Here is a 16,203-nt window from a genome sequence, read left to right on the forward strand (position 1 = left end):
GCTGCAAGGAGCTTTTCGCATGAGTCAACTGAACCAAGCTGCCCCGCGCCCGCCGGCCGGAGCGGACGTGCTGTTCGAGATCCGCAACCTGCAGACCCACTTCTACACGGAGGCGGGCACCGTGCAGGCGGTGGACAACGTGTCCTTCAACATCCTCCGGGGCGAGGTGCTGGGCATCGTGGGCGAGTCGGGCAGCGGCAAGTCCGTCACCTGCCTGTCCATCAACCGCCTGATTCCCGATCCGCCGGGCCGCATCGTGGGCGGCGAGATCCTCTACCACAAGGACGGCCAGGCCATCAACCTGCTCTCGCTCTCCTACGACGAGATGCGCAAGTTCCGCGGCCAGGACATCGGCATGATCTTCCAGGAGCCGATGACCAGCCTGAACCCCGTCTTCACCATCGGCATGCAAATGACCGAGGCCGTGCGCTTCCACCGCAACATCAGCAAGCAGGAAGCCCGCACGCTGGGCATCGAGATGCTGGCGCTGGTGGGCATCCCGGCCCCCGAGAAGCGGATGGACGACTATCCGCACCAATTCAGCGGCGGCATGCGCCAGCGGGTGATGATCGCCATGGCCCTGGTCTGCAACCCGGCCCTGCTCATCGCCGACGAGCCCACCACCGCGCTGGACGTGACCATCCAGGCCCAGATCCTCCAGCTGATGCTGCAGATGAAGGAGAAGCGCCAGGAGGCCTCCATCGTGCTGGTCACCCACGATCTGGCGGTGGTGGCGGAAACCTGCGAGCGCGTCATCGTGATGTACGGCGGGCACATCCAGGAGGTGGCGAGCAGCCACGTCCTGTTCAACACGCCGGCCCATCCCTACACCGCCGGTCTGCTGGGCAGCCTGCCCCGGCCGGACAAGGAGCGCCAGCACCGCCTGTCCACCATCCGCGGCTCCGTGCCCTCCATGCTGGAGATGCCCAAGGGCTGCCGCTTCTGCACCCGCTGCGACAAGGCCATGCCGCACTGCGAAAGCCTGGTGCCGGATCTGGTGGAACTGGCCGCGGACCACCAGGTGCGCTGCCACCTGTATTCCAAGGACGCCAAGCTGCGGGGAGAGAACGCATGAGCACGGAGAGCGACAAGAACGCCCTGCTGCGCGTGGAGGATTTGCGCGTCCACTTCCCGATCCACGGCGGCATCATGCTGCACAAGGTCGCCGAAGTGAAGGCCGTGGACGGCGTGAGTTTCGAACTGAACAAGGGCGAGACCCTGGGCCTGGTGGGCGAGTCCGGCTGCGGCAAGACCACCGTGGGCCGGGCCATCGTGAACATCCTCCAGTCGGGCTCGCCGGACGTGGAGGTCCACGGCAAGATCAACTTCAACACCTCGGAGGACGGCTGGGTGGACCTGGCGCGGCTGAAGCGCAACCAGATGCGCAAGTACCGCAGCGACATCCAGATGATTTTCCAGGATCCCTTCTCCAGCCTCAACCCGCGCATGCTGGTGCGGGACATCATCGCCGAGCCGCTGCAGATCACCCAGCCGGGCATGAAGGTGGCGGACGTCAACGAACGCGTCTTCTGGCTGCTGGACAAGGTGGGCCTCTCCAAGGAACAGGCCTACCGCTACCCACACGAGTTCTCCGGCGGCCAGCGCCAGCGGGTGGGTTTCGCCCGCGCCCTGGCCACCAATCCCCAGCTGATCGTGGCCGACGAGCCGGTGAGCGCGCTGGACGTCTCCATCCAGGCCCAGGTGATCAACCTGCTGCAGGACCTGCAGGAGGAGTTCAACCTGACCTACGTGTTCATCGCCCACGACCTCTCGGTGGTGGAGCACATCAGCAACCGCATCGCCGTGATGTACCTGGGCTGCATGGTGGAGCTGGGCAAGGCCCAGGACATCTACCGCAACCCCAAGCATCCCTACACCAAGGCCCTGCTGGAGGCCGTGCCGCTGCCGGATCCGGACCGCGTGAAGACCAAGGATCGCAAGCTCCTGCAGGGCGACGTGCCCAACCCCATCGCCAAGCCCAGCGGCTGCGCCTTCCGCACGCGCTGCCCGGTGGTGCGCCCGGAGTGCGCGCGGGACATCCCCGCCTACCGCACCCTGGCCGACGGCCGTCAGGTGGCGTGTCCCTTCGCGGAGTGACGAAATGAGTTCTAGGACTTCCTCGGCTGACATGAGTTGGACATTGCAGAACGAGGCCCCCGCGGGGGCCTCGTTTGCGCTGCGGTCGTGGAGCACCCCCCGCTCTGGATTGGACTCCGGGAACAGGGTGTCCTGACCGAGAAATTTGCGGTCCGGAAAGGGTGCTGGTGACGGCTTGTGGCTTTGTTTCCCGCGCCCGGTCCGAACCTGGAGGTGTGGTCCGGCTGACCGGAAAACGCCCCCTTCGACGCTTGCGAGGTTAGCTGGCGGGCTGGGGCCGAAGAGATTGCCCCGCGCCGGGTGGCGCTTCGCCCCGATAGTTGGGTCCCCCGCTCCCGCACCGGCGGGATTCAGCGATGCGCTGGCAACGTAGACATGAGGCTGCAAGAGTGCAAGGGGCTGGCGGGGCGCGGGCGCTCCGCTGCCGGAGAGGCCCGCGGCCTCTTTCCCCTACTTTGTTCGTGGCCATTGACTTACAGCCGGCAGGCAGCTATCCTTGGCCCCACGCAAAACCGGGACGATTCCATGAACAGGCGCAGCGCAGCCAGTCGACTTCCCCACCAGGCCCGGACTCCGGGCGGCTGGCGGGCGTGGACGGCCCTGCTGCTGCTCCTGCCTCTCCTGAATTTCGTGCTGGCCCAGCCCCGGCTGGCCGCCGATCTGCCGGCGGCCCCCCAGACCATCAGCGGGGACGAGGCCTGCGCCTGCTGCACGGGGGACGCTCCCGCGGCGGAAAGCGAGTGCTGCTGCTGCGGGCCGGAGTCGGTCAGCGGAGCTGCGGACTGCGCCGACGCCGCGCCTCCCGCCAGTCTGCCCCGGGTGGAGAATCCCGCGCTGCCGGATCCCGACGGCTGTTGCGAGCAGAGCACCACGGCCTGTGCCTGCGGCAGTCCGGTGCCCGTGCTGCTGGCCTGCCTGTCCGCGGAACCCGGTCTGCCGCAGCCCCTTTGCCTGGGTCTCAGCGTCCGCTTCCAGCCGAATGCGCCGCCGGACTGCGGCCCGGCGCCGCCGGAGCATCCCCCCCAAGCCTGAGCCTTTCTTCCGGAGCTCGTCCGCCTCAGGCGGCGGCTTCGCCATACCCGTCATCATCAGCATTCCCGGCCCTGCGCGATTCGTGCGCGGGGTGGCGTCGTCGCCGCGGAGCGTCCGTCGGGAACGGGGAAGAAAGGAAGGAATCATGTTCAAGCCATTGCCGGTCGTCAGCGGACTGACGGCCCTGCTGCTGGCGCTGCCCCTGCGGGCCGCCATGCTGCACGTGGAAGTGAAGGACCCCGCGGGCCAGCCCGTGGCCGGCGCCAACGTGGTGCTGCCGGACGGGCGCGGGGCGGCCACCTCCCTGGAGGGGCTGGCCGTGCTGAACGGCGTGACGGGTCCCCTGGAACTCACCGTCAGCTGCCTGGGCTACGCGCCCCAGACCCGGCGGCTGGATCTGCCCGCCCAGGGACACGAGAGCCTCCAACTCGTCCTGCAGCCCGACACCCGGCCGCTGGAGGAACTGACCGTCACGGCCCAGCGCCGCAGCGGGATGGATCTCTCCGGCGAGCGGGCCACCGAAGTGCTGGCCGGCGAGGAGGCCGCCGCGCTGAGCATCGACGGCAGCGCGCGCGCCGCCCTGGGCGGACTGACGGGCATCGACACCCGGCCCTGCGGCCTCTGCGGAAGCGCGGGCGTGGGCTTGCAGGGCCTGGACCCCAACTACACCCAGATCACCATGGACGGACTCTCCCTGATGAGCGGCGTGGGCGCGCTCTACGGGATGGACGCGGTGGGCGTGGGCGGACTCGCCTCCCTGGCCGTGACCCGGGGCGCCACCACCGTGGCCGAAGGTGGCGGCGCCGTGGCCGGCAGTGTGGACTTGACCAGCCGCCGGCCCGACGGGCGCGACACCCTGCGCGTGCGCCTGTCCGTGGGCGACGGCTGGCGCCACGGCCTGGGCTTCACGGCCGGCCAGCAGGTGCTGGGCACGCCCGTGCTGCTCAACGCCGACTGGGCGGCTGATCCCAACCGGCTGGACCGCAACGCCGACCGCCTGACGGACACGCCCCAATTGTCCCGGCTGGCCGGACAGCTGAGCCTAGGCCGCAGCGGCCACGGCCTGGCCTGGGGTCTGCGGGCCACGGGCACGCGGGAGCGGCGCTTCGCCGGCGACACGGGCTGGGAAGAGAGCGACCGGGGCAGCAGCCTGGTCTACGGACGCGACATCTTCATCCGGCGCGGCGAGCTGCGGATGAACGTGGAGGGCCTGCAGGGCGCCCGGCGCTGGAACGTGGCCGGCGCGCTGGTCGGCCACGAGCAGGACAGCTGGTACGGGCCCACGGCCTTCGACGCCTCCCAGCGGATGCTGGTGGCTCAGGCGCAGCTGGAACAGGGCTGGAGCGGCGGGGGCTTCACGCGCCTCCAGGCCGGTTGGCTGGACGACCGCTACGAGGACGGGCTGACGCTGCCCACGGATCGCCACGACCAGGTGCCCAGTCTGGCGCTGAGCCAGTCCGGCCTGCTGAAGGCCCTGAGCTGGGAGGGAGGCCTGCGGCTGGAGGGGCAGGAGGAGGGCTGGATTCCGCTGCTGCGCGGCTCGCTGGCCGGCTCGCCCGCCCGGGACCTGACCCTGCGCGCCAGCGCCAGCCAGGGCTACCGGGTCGTGACCCTGTTCAGCCTGGACAAGGCCGTGCACGCGGGTTTCGACCACGTGGAGCTGCCGGCGCGCCTCAAGCCCGAGCGCTCCTTGAGCCTGAACTTGGGCCTGCAGCACAAGCTGCCGCTGGGCACTGGTCGCTGGCAGGGGGACTTGTCGCTGTTCGCGGTGGAGTTTCGGGAGAAGGCCATCCTGCGCTACACGGCCGAAGTGGGCCACCTGCGCTATGGCAACGCGGAACGAGCCTACAGCCGCGGCGTGGAAGCCCGGGCGGACTGGCAGAGCTGGTCCGGCTGGCACCTGGCGGCGGGCGGCACCTGGAGCCGCGTGCGACTCAAGCTGGCGGAGGGCTGGGTGGCCGAGGAACTGGCGGGCTCGTGGACGGCCTCGGCCCTGGCGGGGCGGCGGGGCTTCGGATCCTGGCCGGGGTTGGGGGCCGAGCTGCGCTGGCGGGTCACCGGGCCGCAGCCGATGCCCGCGGGCCGCGGCCGCGGCCAGACGCCGACCTGGTCCGTGCTGGACCTGGGCCTGGACCAGCGCGCCGGGAGCTGGACGCTGGGACTGGACGTGGAGAACCTGCTGGACTACGTGCAGCCGGACAACCCGCTGGCGCTGGGTGGCGGCCACGAGGGCATGCTGGACTCGGCGCTGATCTACGGCCCGCTGGTGGGCCGCCGGGTGCGGCTGCGGGCGGAGCTGGCCTTCTAGCAGACTGTCTCACGCGAATCTGCGAGGCGCCGCCCGCTGCCGTTCCCACCTGGAGCGGTTGCCGGGTCAGCCCGCCACAAGACGCCGGCTTCGGCCGGCGTCTTGCTGTTCCCCTGGCTCAGAGCGCGCGGGCCAAGCGACGCCGCTCCCGCAGGGCGAAGAGCGCCAGCGCGGCCGTGGCGCCCAGGCCGTCGGCCAGCATGTCGCGCTGGGCGTCCCAGACGTCGCCCTGGGATCCCAGCACGTCCGCCCCGGCGCTGGGATCGCCCGGCTGGCCGGAGTTGAGGCTGTGCCTGTGGCCCGGTCATCATCCTGCCTGCCTGGTTTTTGCTCGCGCCCTGCTCCGCCAAGTGCCATGTTCCGCCCGCTCCAATGCGTCAAGTCCCGGGATGTTGATTCCCATCTTCGCGCCTTCCCCAAGGAAAGGAGTGGACCATGAAACATGGCAACCGGACCGCTGGCCGCTGGTGGTGGATCCTGCTGCCGCCCCTGCTTCTGTGCTCCTGCGCGGCCTACCTCAACCAGGATGCCACACGGCAATTCGCGGCACGCCCGGCTGACATCAGCCTGACCGTCTTCCCCGTCCATGTGGTCAAGGGCGGCAAGCTGGACCACGACGAAGCGCTGGCACGCCGCGTGGCGGAATTCCTCAGGGCGGAGAAGCTGGCGCAACCGACCGTGGTGGCCACGTTGGTCGAAATCCCCGTCCGCTGGCGACACAACCAGGCCAAGATGGCGCAGACCAGCGCGCGGGCCTTCGCACAGCACGTGAAGGAGACCGGGCTTCAGACCGACTACGCGCTGCTGGGCGAGATCCTTTGCACGCCGGACGAGAGGGTGATCGGCGTGCACTACTTCGTCTGCGACCGTGCCGGCCGACTGGCCAACGGCGGGCTCACCAACTCGCACTGGGAGGAATTCCAGACGGTGAAGCCGGCAAACCGCCAGGATGGCTGCGAAGTCCTGACCCGCATGCTTCAGCGCATCTGGCAAGAGGACAAGCCGGATTCCTGACCGCCTCAGCTGCGGTCGAAGGCACCGCGGAAGCGCAGTGACGCGTAGAGCAGCAGCGCCGCGAGCGCGCCCAACAGGTCGGCGAGCATGTCGCGCTGGGCGTCCCACACATCACCCTGCGAACCCAGCACTTCCGCCCCGGCAGTTGGATCCCCCAACACGGCGAACTGCCACTCGAAAATCTCGTAGCCTGCGGCGACCGCCAGGATGAAGCAGAGCGGGTAGCTGAGGAGCAGAAAGCGCGAGCGCACCAGGCGCCGCCGCTGCAGCACCTCCGCGATGGCGAAGGCGTAGAAGCCCACGCTGAAGTGGGCCACCCGGTCGAAGTGGTTGCGCTGGAAACCGAAGGTGTCCGTGATCCAGTCGAAGGGCACGCGGGAGAAGGTGAAGTGGCCGCCGATGGTGTGCAGGTAGACCAGCACGGCCATCAACCCGCAGGCCAGCGGCGTGAACCGGAAGCGCCGGTGCAGGACCACCACGATGGCCACGATGGCCAGGATGGGCAGATTCTCCGCCCACCAGACCGTGCGGTCGTAGGGCTGGATGGCCAGCAGGCCGAAGAGCAGCAGGTAGCCGGCCAGCAGCAGCAGGGGCACGTGTCGGGTCATGGGTCCTCGCCAGTTGAGGGGGTGGGGCGGTCTGTCACGCCGGAAAATCGCAATCACATGTTGCTGCGCCACTGTTGGTTCTGTTAGCCGGCGCCTGAGTTGAGTTCGTACCTTGGGGGTGCCGCTCCGAACACAGCAACAGGATTCATGTCACAGCTGGATCATTTCCGTTACCCACTGGCCTTGCCCTGCTGGCTGCTGCTTGTCCTGTGGCTGACGTGGCCGGGGGCGACGAGCGCCGCCACGCCGGAGGACGACGCCCGGGCCCTGGCCCGGGTGGCTGCCCCCTACAAGGGCTGGCAGATGGGCCGACTGCGGCTGGAGGGCATTCCGCCCCGACTGGAGAAGACCTTGCGCAAGGGCCTGGTCCTGGTCGGCACGCCGCGGCTGGGCGGCCTGCTGGGCCACAAGCGGCCCGCCCTGACCCTGGACCTGCTGGCGGCGGACGCCGACCGCATCCTGCTGCTGCTGGCCCGCAATGGCTATCCGTGGGCGCGGCTGGACGCGCGCGCTGCGGCCCAGTCCCGGCGCCGGGTGAAAATCGTGCTGCGGGTGGAGACCGGCCCGGCGATCCAGATCGACAGCCTGCGGCTGGAGGGATTGGACGATCCGGCGCTGGCCGGCCGGCGCGCCGGACTGCTGGCCCTCCTGCCGCAGCCGGGCGGGCGCTTCCAGGACGAAGCCTACCGGAGCGGCAGCCGGGCCGTGGAGGAATCCCTGCGCGGCGTGGGCCGCGCCCGGGCCACCTGCACGTCCGAAGTCCGGCGGGCGGACTCCCTGCACGTGAGCCTGGAGTACCAGGTGCGGCCGGGGCCGGCCTGCCGGGTGGACAGCCTCGTCGTGACGGGCGTGCAGCCGGACCTGATCCGCCTGGCCCGCCGCTCCCTCTCCCCGTTGCGGGGCCGCCCCTGCACCACGCGCCTGCTGGATCTGGCCCAGGAGCGGCTGAGCCTGCTGGGCGTCTACCGGCAAATCCGTTTCCAATTGCTGGACCCGCCGGCGGGGCGCGCGGACCCCGGCGCGCTGACCCTGCAGGCCGACCTGGCCCCGCGCGCGCCGCAATTGCTGGAGGCGGGCGTGGGCTGGTGGACCACGGAGGGCGGCCGGGTGAGCGCGCGCTGGTCCCACGCCAACCTGTTCGGCGGCGGACGTGGCCTGCAGGTGGGCGGCAGCCTCTCGCGCGTGAGACAGACCGGCCGTGTGGAGGCCTGGTGGCCGGCGCTGATCCTGCCCACGCTGCGGGGCGAAATCCAGCTGCTGCAGGACCGTCAACAGGAGGAGAACTACCACCTGCTCAACCGCGAACTACGGGTGGGCGGACGCGTCCAGCCCTCGCTGGTGCTGACCTTCAGCGGCGGGCTGGCGGTCTCCGTGGTCAACCTGGACGAGTTCTCGCCGGACAGCACGGCCTACCTGGCCCGGCCGGGCCGCCAGACGGTCTTCAACGTGCAGGCCCTGCGCAACAGCACGGACGATCCGCTGGACCCGCGCAGCGGCACGCTGACCAGTTTCCAGTCGGAGTGGACCCTGCCCGGCTTCTTCAGCACCGCCAACTACCTGCGGCTCGAGGGCGAACGGGCCGCCTACCGCAGTCTGGGCAGCTTCACGGGGGCCGCGCGCCTGCATCTGGGGCTGGCCTGGCCGCTGGGCAACTCGCCGGACCTGCTGCCCAACCGGCGCTTTTTCGCCGGGGGCATGGACCACCGCGGCTTCGGGCGCCACCTGCTGGGGCCGCTGGACGAACAGGGCGCTTCCACGGGCGGCCAGGCCCTGGCCCTGGGCTCGCTGGAGCTGCGCGTGCCGCTGGTCTGGCGGCTGGGCCTGGCTCTGTTCGTGGACGCCGGGCAGGTCTGGAGCAGCCCGGGCGCGGCGCGCTTCCGCGAATTGGAGTACGCCGTCGGTCCCGCCCTGCTCCTCCGGACTCCCATCGGTCCGGTGCGCACGGATCTGGGCCTGCGGGTGGGCGCGGCGGACGACGAACTGGATCCCTGGGCCCTGCACGTGTCCATCGGTCACTCTTTCTAGCGAGACGGCATGAACAGCACGCTCCAGCCGTCCTCCCCCGCCCCGCCGCCGCCGCCCGCGCCGCCGCGCCGCTTGGCCTGGGGCTGGCGCCTGTTGTTGGCATGCGCGCTGCTGCTGGGAGTCCCGGCCACGCTCGTGCTGCTGCCGCCCCTGCGCCAGGCTCTGCTGGTCGGGACCCTGCCTGACCTGCTGGCCGGCCTGCCCGGCGGCGGACCGCGGCTGGACGGGCTGCGCTGGCCCCGGCTGGGCCGCCTGGAGGCCGAGGGCCTGCTCTGGGTGGTGGACGGCGACACGCTGCTCTCCGCCCGGCGGATCCGCCTGGAGCTGGAACTCAAGCCGCTGCTCCGGCGCGACCTGCGGCTGCGCGAGCTGCAGGCCGAGGACCTGACCCTGGACCTGCCGGCCCTGCGGCGGGCCTTTCCACCCGCCGCGACTCCGGCGCCGGAGTCGCGGCGCTGGCTGCGCCCGGGGGCCTGGTCCGGGCTGCCCTCGCTGGCCTGCGCGCGGCTGGAAGTGCGCGGCGGCCCGCTGCGGCTGGATTCCCTGCGCAGCGTCCGTCGATTCACCGTGCTGGGCGGGCTGGAACTGGGCGCCGGGCACGAGCCGGCCTGGTGGCTGGACAGCCTGCAGCTCAGCCTGACGGAACCGGCCACGGAGCTGGAGGGCGCCGATCTGCGGCTGGAACCGGCGCGGGGCCTGCTGGGCGGCCGCTTGCTCATCCGCTCCCAACCCGACTGGAGCGCCCGCCTGGACGTGACCGGCCCGGCCGGTCAGCGCCGGGCGCGCCTCGAGGTGCGGCAGGTGGAACGTACCCTGCTCGGACTGGAGCTGGGCGTGCAGGCGCTGCGCCAGGATTCCCTCTGGAGCGGCCTGCGGCTCACGGGGAGGATGAACCTGGCCGGATCCGCCGACTGGGGCAGCTGGCCTCCGCTCCAACCCGTGCTGCGCGTGGCGCCGGACCTGCCGCCCCTGACGGATGCCGGGCTGAGCCTGGAGCTGAACTGGGCTTCCCGCCGCGACCTGCGGCTGGTCCTCGAAGCCCGACCCGGCGCCTGGTTGGAGGGGGCCTTCGTCCACGCGGAGCTGCTCAAGGAGGGTCTGAGCCTGGACAGCCTGGAGCTGCGGCCGCGCGGCCTGCGGCTGCGGGGCCATGCCCGGCTGGAGGCGCAGCATCTCAAGGCCGGATTGGAGGCCGTCCTGCTGGACTCCAGCGGGCTGGACCTGCTGCCGCTGACCCGCGGCTGGCCGCGCGACCTGCTGGCCCGCCTGGGGTTGGAAGTGGACCTTCCGCCGGCGGGCGGCGGCAACGCGGCGTTCTCCCTGGGCGCCTCCAGCCGGGGTCTGCGCCTGAGCCTGGCGGGCCGGGCGACGGACGGGTCGCGGCTGAGGCTGGACACGCTGCTGGTCCGTGAGACAGCGGGGGGAGCCCGGGTGACCGAACCCGGCGGCGGCCGGCTGACGCGGGACGAGGCCGGCGGCTGGTCCAGCCCGTCGCTGGTGCTGGCCGGCGACCTGGGCCGCTGGGAACTGGGTGGCCGACTGGACCGCCTGGGCAGCGGACCCTTCACGCTGGACGGCCGGCTGGCCGGCCTGTCGCCCGCCGCGGGGCGCCTGCTGCACCTGCCGGACAGCCTGCGCCGCCGTCTGAACGCAGCCCTGGCCCTGGGCGAACCGGCGCACCTGCAGGCGACGGGACGGCTGCGGCAGCGGAGCGCCGGACGCCAGCTGAACGCCGCGGGCCACTTGCTGCTGCCGGGCCCGGAGCGCCTGGCCGGACTGCTCCCCGCCGGCGCCCGGCTGACGGGTCTGGGCGATCCCCGGCTGGACTGGAGTCTGGACTGGCGCCAGGATCGCCGGGGCGCGAGCTGGCAGGCCGGCCTCAGCGGTCAGGCGCCGGGCTGGCTGGACAGTCTGGCGGCGACCCTGGCGGGCACCCGCGCCGAGCTGAGTCTGAGCGACGGTCGGCTGCGGCTGCCCGGGCTGGAACTTGATCTGGCCGCCCGGCGGAGCGGGCCGCTGCAGGAGCTGGCCGCCAGCTGGCAGTTGGACAATCTGGATCTGCTGACGCGCTTCCTGCCGGCGCTGGCCGGGGCGAGTGCGCAACTGAGCGGCACGCTGGGCCTGCGCGGCCGGAGCTCGGATCCTGATCTGGACCTGGCGGCGCGCGGCTCCTATCGCCAGGGGGGACTGGAACTGGCAAACGTGGACCTGACGGCCCGGCGCGACAGCCTGGGTCTCTACGCCGAGGCCCGGGTGCCGGGCGGTCTGCAGGCGGGCGGGCTCTGGCTGGACTCGCTCTCCTCGACCTATCAGGGGCCGGCCGGCCCGGGCAAGCTGTTCTTTCCCGGCCAGGGCTGGATCCGCGCCGTGGGCGGGGAGAGCTCGCTGGAGGCCGAACTGGGCCTGGAACGCGCCGGCGGCTGGGTGGTGAGCGGTCGGCGCCTGACCCTGGGCGCCGGCCAGACCCGGCTGGAGACCCGCCGACCCTTCACCCTGCTCCTGCCCGCGTCGGGCGGCCTGCGGCTGGACAGCCTGGAGTTGGCGGGACCGTCCGGCTCCCTGCTGGCCTCCGCCGATCTGGCCACCGTCCCCGCCCCCGCCTGGGCGCGGCTGACGCTGGACCTGGATCCGCGCAGCCTGCCCTGGCCGGAGCGCGTGCCCCAGGGCCTGCGGCCGGAGCGCCTGCGGCTGGAGGTGGATGCGTCCCGCGCCGACGGCCTGCGCTCCAGCCTGAAACTGGACGGCCTGCAGGCGCGCAGCGGTCCGAAGATGGATCTGCTGGCGCGCGTGAACGGCGAACTGCTGCGGCCGGAGCTGGCCGCCTGGGTCACGGGGGCGGCCGACACCCTGCTGCGGGCCGCGGGCCGGCTGCCGCTGCAGCTGCGGCTCTGGCCACCCGCCCTGTTGCCCGCCCTGGATCCGCTGGAGCTGGAGCTGGTCTTCCACGAATTGCCGGTGCCCCTGGCCCGGCCGGTGGAGGGCGGCAAGGAGGCCACGGCGCGGCTGGGCGGCACGCTCCGCCTGCAGGGCAACGCCGCCGAGCCGCAGCTGCGGGGCGACCTGCGTGTGAGCGCGCCCGACGATCCGCTGCTAGAGGACTATCTGGCCCTGCTGATTCTGGACTGGGCCAACGCGCCGGGCGCCGGTCCCCTGCTGCGCGCCGACCTGGACCTCAGCCGCGCGGGCCGCCAGCTGGCCACGGGCCACGCCGCCGTGCCGGCCCGCTTCTCGGCGGAGGGCCAGTGGGTCACGGGGGAGCTTGAGGCGGAACTGCAGGCCAACGGCCTCTCCCTGGCGGAGTTGAACAGCCTGCTGCCCGAGGACCTCTGGCTGGCGGGCCAGGCCCGGCTGAACCTGCGGGCCGCGGGGCCGCTGCGCAACCCTGAGCTGGAGGGCCGCTTAAGCGTGGCGGGCCTGGAGGCGCGGCAGTCCCAGGGCACCCACGTGTTCGGGGAGGCCGACCTCACCCTGGGCGGCGATCTGGCCCATCCCGGCTTGTGGGGCCGCGTGGTGCTGGAAAACGGCGAGGTGCATCTGCCCAAGATCGCCCACAGCCTGTTGGACGCCCGGGGCAGCGCCCTGCTCTGGGAGATGGAAGTGGGCGAGGATCGGCGGATGGATCCCGCGGCCGGCCAGACGGGGAGCTGGCTGGACTCGCTGGAGCTGGATCTGGACCTGCGGATTCCCAACACCGTGCGCGTACGGGGCGGCGACCTGGATTTGGAGAGCCGCGGCGACCTGACCCTGAATCGTCAGGCGGGGCGCCTCTCCCTGGCGGGCGACCTGCAGGTGCTCTCCGGCGAGTTCCGCCTCCTGGGGCGTCAGTTCACGGCGGAGTCCGGCACCCTGGTCTGGTACGGCGACCACAATCTTTCGCCCCACCTGAACCTGGACCTCTTCACCACGGCGGGCAGCACGCGCGTGATGGTCGCGCTGACGGGCACGCTGAATCGGCCGCTGCTGGAACTCAGCTCCGATCCACCGCTGGAGGAGGGGGAGATCATGGCCCTGCTGCTCTTCCGGCGCTCCACCGACGAGCTGGACAGCCAGCAGGAGAACCAGCTGCGCGAGCAGGCCACCCAGCTGGCCACCGACTACGGGATGGCCGCGCTGCAGGCCAACCTGTCGCGCACGCTGCACCTGGATCTGCTGCGCTGGGACTCCGCCGGCAGCGACTGGCAGGGCACGCTGCTGGTGGGCAAGTACCTGGGACCGCGCGTGCTGGTGTATTACGAGCAGTCCCTGAGCCTGCAGGAGAGCTACCGCCTGCACGTGGACTACGTCGTCACCCGCCACCTGCGGCTGGACACCTCCATGGGCACCCGCGGCCAGAGCGGCGTGTCCCTCAACTGGAGCCGCGTCTGGTGACAGCCTGGATCAACTGAGCGGCAGCCAGGCGCTGAGTTTCAAGGCGATCAGGTTGTCGCCGCCGTGCTGCAGGCCGGCCAGCGGGTCCGGCGTACGGTCCGGATTCTGCCGTTCGATGAAGTGCTCGCGGTCCTGCTGCCAGACCAGGTAGAAGGTGGAGCCCAGCCGCCAATCCCAGCGGATGACCATGGTGCTGCGCCAGGAGGCGAACTCCACGTTGGGCTGGTACCAGGCCACCGGTCCGCTCTCCTCCTGGATGATCCACTCGCCGTTGGGCCCCCGCTCCAGCCGCTCCTCCGCCCGATAGCGCCGCACGTTCTGGCTGCGGGCGCCCACGTGGCGGCCCGGGTCGTCGTAGCTCACGCTGGCCATGAAGGGCTCGGCGTAGAACTCCAGCCGCAGCCGGGGATTGAGCGTGTAGCGCCAGCGCGTGGCGACGCGCACCTCGCGGTAGTCCAGGCGTGAGAACAGCACCAGATCGTCGGCCAGACCCGTGTAGGAGGCCGGCAGCGTGGCGATGTACTGGGTCGGGTTCCAACTGCGCGAGACCGAAGGGTTGAGCCGGATCTCCACGTTGGGGCCGGGCCGGAAGCGGCCGAAGAACCAGCCGCTGACATTGAGCCGGTGATCCTCGCCCCAGGTCAGGTCCAGGCCCGAACCGACGTGGTTGGGACGGAGGATGTCCGGGCTGCCCGTCGAGATCCGCGCGTAGTGCCAGCCGGCGTCGCCCAGGGTGGGGCCGCCGCGGCTCAGGTCGTCGCTGAAGGCGGAGAGGCCGCGGTCGTAGGCGGCCTCCAGCGTCCAGTAGTTGGGGAACTGGCCCCAGAAGCCGCTCTCCATGTGGCGGTCGGTGGGCAGGCCGCCGAAATTCCAGCTGGCCAGGTAGTTGTTCCAGAGCGTGTAGCGGCGGAAGATTCCCTGGCCCTGGTTCTCCTCCCAGGTGAGCTGCACGCCGGAATTGATGTCGTCGGCGCTGGTGAGCTGGCCCAGGTCGTTGAGCTCGAAGCCCGGGGATTCGGCGGCGGCGTTGACCGACCAGCGCCAATGGCGGCCGCCCTCGCGGTCCAGCGACAATGCGCCGGCCCAGCCTGCCAGCGACTCGCGACCGTCGTCCAGGTGGACGTGGGAGACGTCCGGGCGCTGGAAGTAGTGCGCAGGCCGGCGCTGCAGGCGACTGATGGCCAGGGAGTCCCCGGCCACGCGGCTGACGCCCCAGTAGCCGCTCAGGCTGTGCAGGTTGTCCGCCGCGCGCAGATACCAGTCCACGCCGCCGGAGGCCGCCGTTTCCGCCAGCCGGGCGCTGAGCTGCGGGTCGTCCTTGAGGGTCCGCTGCAGGTGCGTGGCCGTGAACCCCACGTTGGAGCGTCCGCCGGCGAATTCCTGCTGCAGGCGCAGCACGCCCGAGCGGGTGCGCGGCTGGACCATCAAGCCGTCGCTGCGTCCGCTGCCGCTGTTGTGGATCCGGGCGTGCTCCTCGTCCGTCAGGGCGCCCAGCGCCGCGATGGACAACCCGCCGGTGAGCCGGCCGCTGAGCTTGACCGCCCCGAGAATCCGCGAGTTGGGGGGCATGTCCACGTGGGTCACCGTGTCCGCCAGCGCGGGAAAGGGCGGCTGGGCGCCGATGCGGCGCGAGTAGTAGTAGCGCGGTCCCTGCCCGCGCAGCAGCCGGTCTCCCTCCAGGAAGAAGGGCCGGCGCTCCTCCAGCACGGTCTCGAAGGCCGTCAGGTTGAGCTGGGCCGGATCGGCCTCCACCTGGCCGAAGTCGGGGTTCACCGTGGCGTCCAGCGTCAGGTTGGGGCCCAGGCCCATCTTGAGGTCGCCGCCCAGCCGGCCCTCGAATTCGCTGTCGTCGTGGAAGGGATCGGTGGGATCGGGATTGTGCAGCAGGCGGGCCTCGCCGGCGGCGTAGGGCAATAGCTCGATGCGCCGGGAGGGCCGCACGCCGCGAATCCCCTGCAGTTCGCCGAAGCGCGAGGCCCAGCCGGTCTCCGCGCGGGGCACCATGCACCAGTAGTCCTCGGCGTCGCGCTCGGGCGTCCAGCGGTCGATCTGCAGTCCGAAGACCAGCTCGTCCACCGGATTGAAGCGCAGCTGGGAGAAGGGGATGCGCGCCTCGACGATCCAGTGGTCGTCGTGGACCTGGGTGCGCACGTCCCAGACGGGATCCCAGGCCAGCACCTGGTTCAGCTCCTCGTCAAAGGGATGGTAGAAGTCCACCTTGACGCCCGCCGCCGTCACGCCGAAGGTGTAGGCCGTCCGGTGGTCGTGGTAGGTGTCCAGGGAGATGAAGAAGGACTGGGTCTGGGCCATGTCGTCCCGGGGGCTGAGCCGGGTCCGCAGGCGGCCGGTGAGGGCCGTGGAGAGCCGGGCGGCCACGTAGAGGCTGTTCTCGTCGTAGACGAAGGCCACTTCCGTCAGTTCGCCCGCCGGCAGGCCCTCTACGGGATCCTTCTGGGTCAGGCCACGCACCCAGGCGGCCTGGCTCCAGAGCTCCTCGTCCAGCCGACCGTCGAGGTGGGGCGGCTCGCCCGCCAGACGCACGGCCCGGGCCTGCTTCTCCGCCGCCGGGGGCGCCGTCTCCTGGCCGTGGGCCAGGGAGCCGCACAGCGCGGCGGACACCAGGCAGCCTATCCATCCCTGCGGCAGAGGATGTCTCATCGGGATCTCCTGATTCAATCTGGGCGGAATTTCTGAAACAAGTTTCAGATAAATGCAGGGCGAGGACGCTCAACCTGCGGAAAAAGAACGGCA

Annotated in this window: 9 protein-coding genes, 1 pseudogene and 1 riboswitch; of the genes and pseudogenes, 7 read left to right on the forward strand and 3 right to left on the reverse strand. The window is 71.3% G+C overall.

The window, feature by feature from the left end:
* Window positions 1–19 precede the first annotated feature (19 nt).
* From WC326_05645 to WC326_05660, 4 genes are all read left to right on the forward strand, one after another.
* Window positions 20–1,075, forward strand: a complete 1,056-nt coding sequence (locus tag WC326_05645; GenBank protein ID MFA7330544.1) for an ABC transporter ATP-binding protein — start codon at window positions 20–22, stop codon at window positions 1,073–1,075.
* The gene (locus tag WC326_05650) at window positions 1,072–2,097 is read left to right on the forward strand and encodes an oligopeptide/dipeptide ABC transporter ATP-binding protein (GenBank protein MFA7330545.1); all 1,026 of its coding nucleotides are present in this window, start codon (window positions 1,072–1,074) and stop codon (window positions 2,095–2,097) included. The genes WC326_05645 and WC326_05650 overlap by 4 nt, the downstream gene beginning before the upstream one ends.
* A gap of 233 nt (window positions 2,098–2,330) precedes the next feature.
* Window positions 2,331–2,463, reverse strand: a riboswitch (cyclic di-AMP (ydaO/yuaA leader).
* Between the two features lie 159 nt (window positions 2,464–2,622).
* Complete coding sequence (locus WC326_05655) at window positions 2,623–3,129, forward strand: hypothetical protein (GenBank protein MFA7330546.1); 507 nt, start codon at window positions 2,623–2,625, stop codon at window positions 3,127–3,129.
* A gap of 145 nt (window positions 3,130–3,274) precedes the next feature.
* Window positions 3,275–5,437 (forward strand): carboxypeptidase regulatory-like domain-containing protein, encoded by a 2,163-nt coding sequence (locus tag WC326_05660; GenBank protein MFA7330547.1) that lies wholly within the window; start codon window positions 3,275–3,277, stop codon window positions 5,435–5,437.
* A gap of 118 nt (window positions 5,438–5,555) precedes the next feature.
* On the opposite strand, the pseudogene WC326_05665 reads toward WC326_05660, so the two are convergent.
* A pseudogene (locus tag WC326_05665) lies at window positions 5,556–5,702 on the reverse strand (DUF2238 domain-containing protein).
* 170 nt (window positions 5,703–5,872) lie between these two features.
* Between WC326_05665 and WC326_05670 the strand changes: the two are divergent.
* Window positions 5,873–6,451 (forward strand): hypothetical protein, encoded by a 579-nt coding sequence (locus WC326_05670; protein ID MFA7330548.1) that lies wholly within the window; start codon window positions 5,873–5,875, stop codon window positions 6,449–6,451.
* Between the two features lie 5 nt (window positions 6,452–6,456).
* Here WC326_05670 and WC326_05675 read toward each other — a convergent pair whose 3' ends face one another.
* Window positions 6,457–7,059 (reverse strand): DUF2238 domain-containing protein, encoded by a 603-nt coding sequence (locus WC326_05675; GenBank protein MFA7330549.1) that lies wholly within the window; start codon window positions 7,057–7,059, stop codon window positions 6,457–6,459.
* Window positions 7,060–7,206: 147 nt separating this feature from the next.
* On the opposite strand from WC326_05675, the gene WC326_05680 reads away from it, so the two are divergent.
* The gene (locus WC326_05680; GenBank protein MFA7330550.1) at window positions 7,207–9,084 is read left to right on the forward strand and encodes a BamA/TamA family outer membrane protein; all 1,878 of its coding nucleotides are present in this window, start codon (window positions 7,207–7,209) and stop codon (window positions 9,082–9,084) included.
* A 9-nt stretch (window positions 9,085–9,093) separates the two neighbouring features.
* Window positions 9,094–13,452, forward strand: a complete 4,359-nt coding sequence (locus WC326_05685; protein MFA7330551.1) for a translocation/assembly module TamB domain-containing protein — start codon at window positions 9,094–9,096, stop codon at window positions 13,450–13,452.
* Between the two features lie 9 nt (window positions 13,453–13,461).
* Here WC326_05685 and WC326_05690 read toward each other — a convergent pair whose 3' ends face one another.
* Window positions 13,462–16,110, reverse strand: coding sequence for a DUF5916 domain-containing protein (locus WC326_05690; GenBank protein ID MFA7330552.1), 2,649 nt, complete (start codon window positions 16,108–16,110; stop codon window positions 13,462–13,464).
* Window positions 16,111–16,203: the final 93 nt, after the last annotated feature.

The organism is Candidatus Delongbacteria bacterium (genome assembly GCA_041675285.1).
Classification (GTDB): Bacteria; CAIWAD01; CAIWAD01; order CAIWAD01; family CAIWAD01; genus CAIWAD01.

Bases quoted from the DNA above. Each gene is read 5' to 3' on its own strand.
- WC326_05645 (MFA7330544.1), top strand. From the start codon at position 20: ATGAGTCAACTGAACCAAGCTGCCCCGCGCCCGCCGGCCGGAGCGGAC.
- WC326_05650 (MFA7330545.1), top strand. From the start codon at position 1,072: ATGAGCACGGAGAGCGACAAGAACGCCCTGCTGCGCGTGGAGGATTTG.
- WC326_05655 (MFA7330546.1), top strand. From the start codon at position 2,623: ATGAACAGGCGCAGCGCAGCCAGTCGACTTCCCCACCAGGCCCGGACT.
- WC326_05660 (MFA7330547.1), top strand. From the start codon at position 3,275: ATGTTCAAGCCATTGCCGGTCGTCAGCGGACTGACGGCCCTGCTGCTG.
- WC326_05670 (MFA7330548.1), top strand. From the start codon at position 5,873: ATGAAACATGGCAACCGGACCGCTGGCCGCTGGTGGTGGATCCTGCTG.
- WC326_05675 (MFA7330549.1), bottom strand. From the start codon at position 7,059: ATGACCCGACACGTGCCCCTGCTGCTGCTGGCCGGCTACCTGCTGCTC.
- WC326_05680 (MFA7330550.1), top strand. From the start codon at position 7,207: ATGTCACAGCTGGATCATTTCCGTTACCCACTGGCCTTGCCCTGCTGG.
- WC326_05685 (MFA7330551.1), top strand. From the start codon at position 9,094: ATGAACAGCACGCTCCAGCCGTCCTCCCCCGCCCCGCCGCCGCCGCCC.
- WC326_05690 (MFA7330552.1), bottom strand. From the start codon at position 16,110: ATGAGACATCCTCTGCCGCAGGGATGGATAGGCTGCCTGGTGTCCGCC.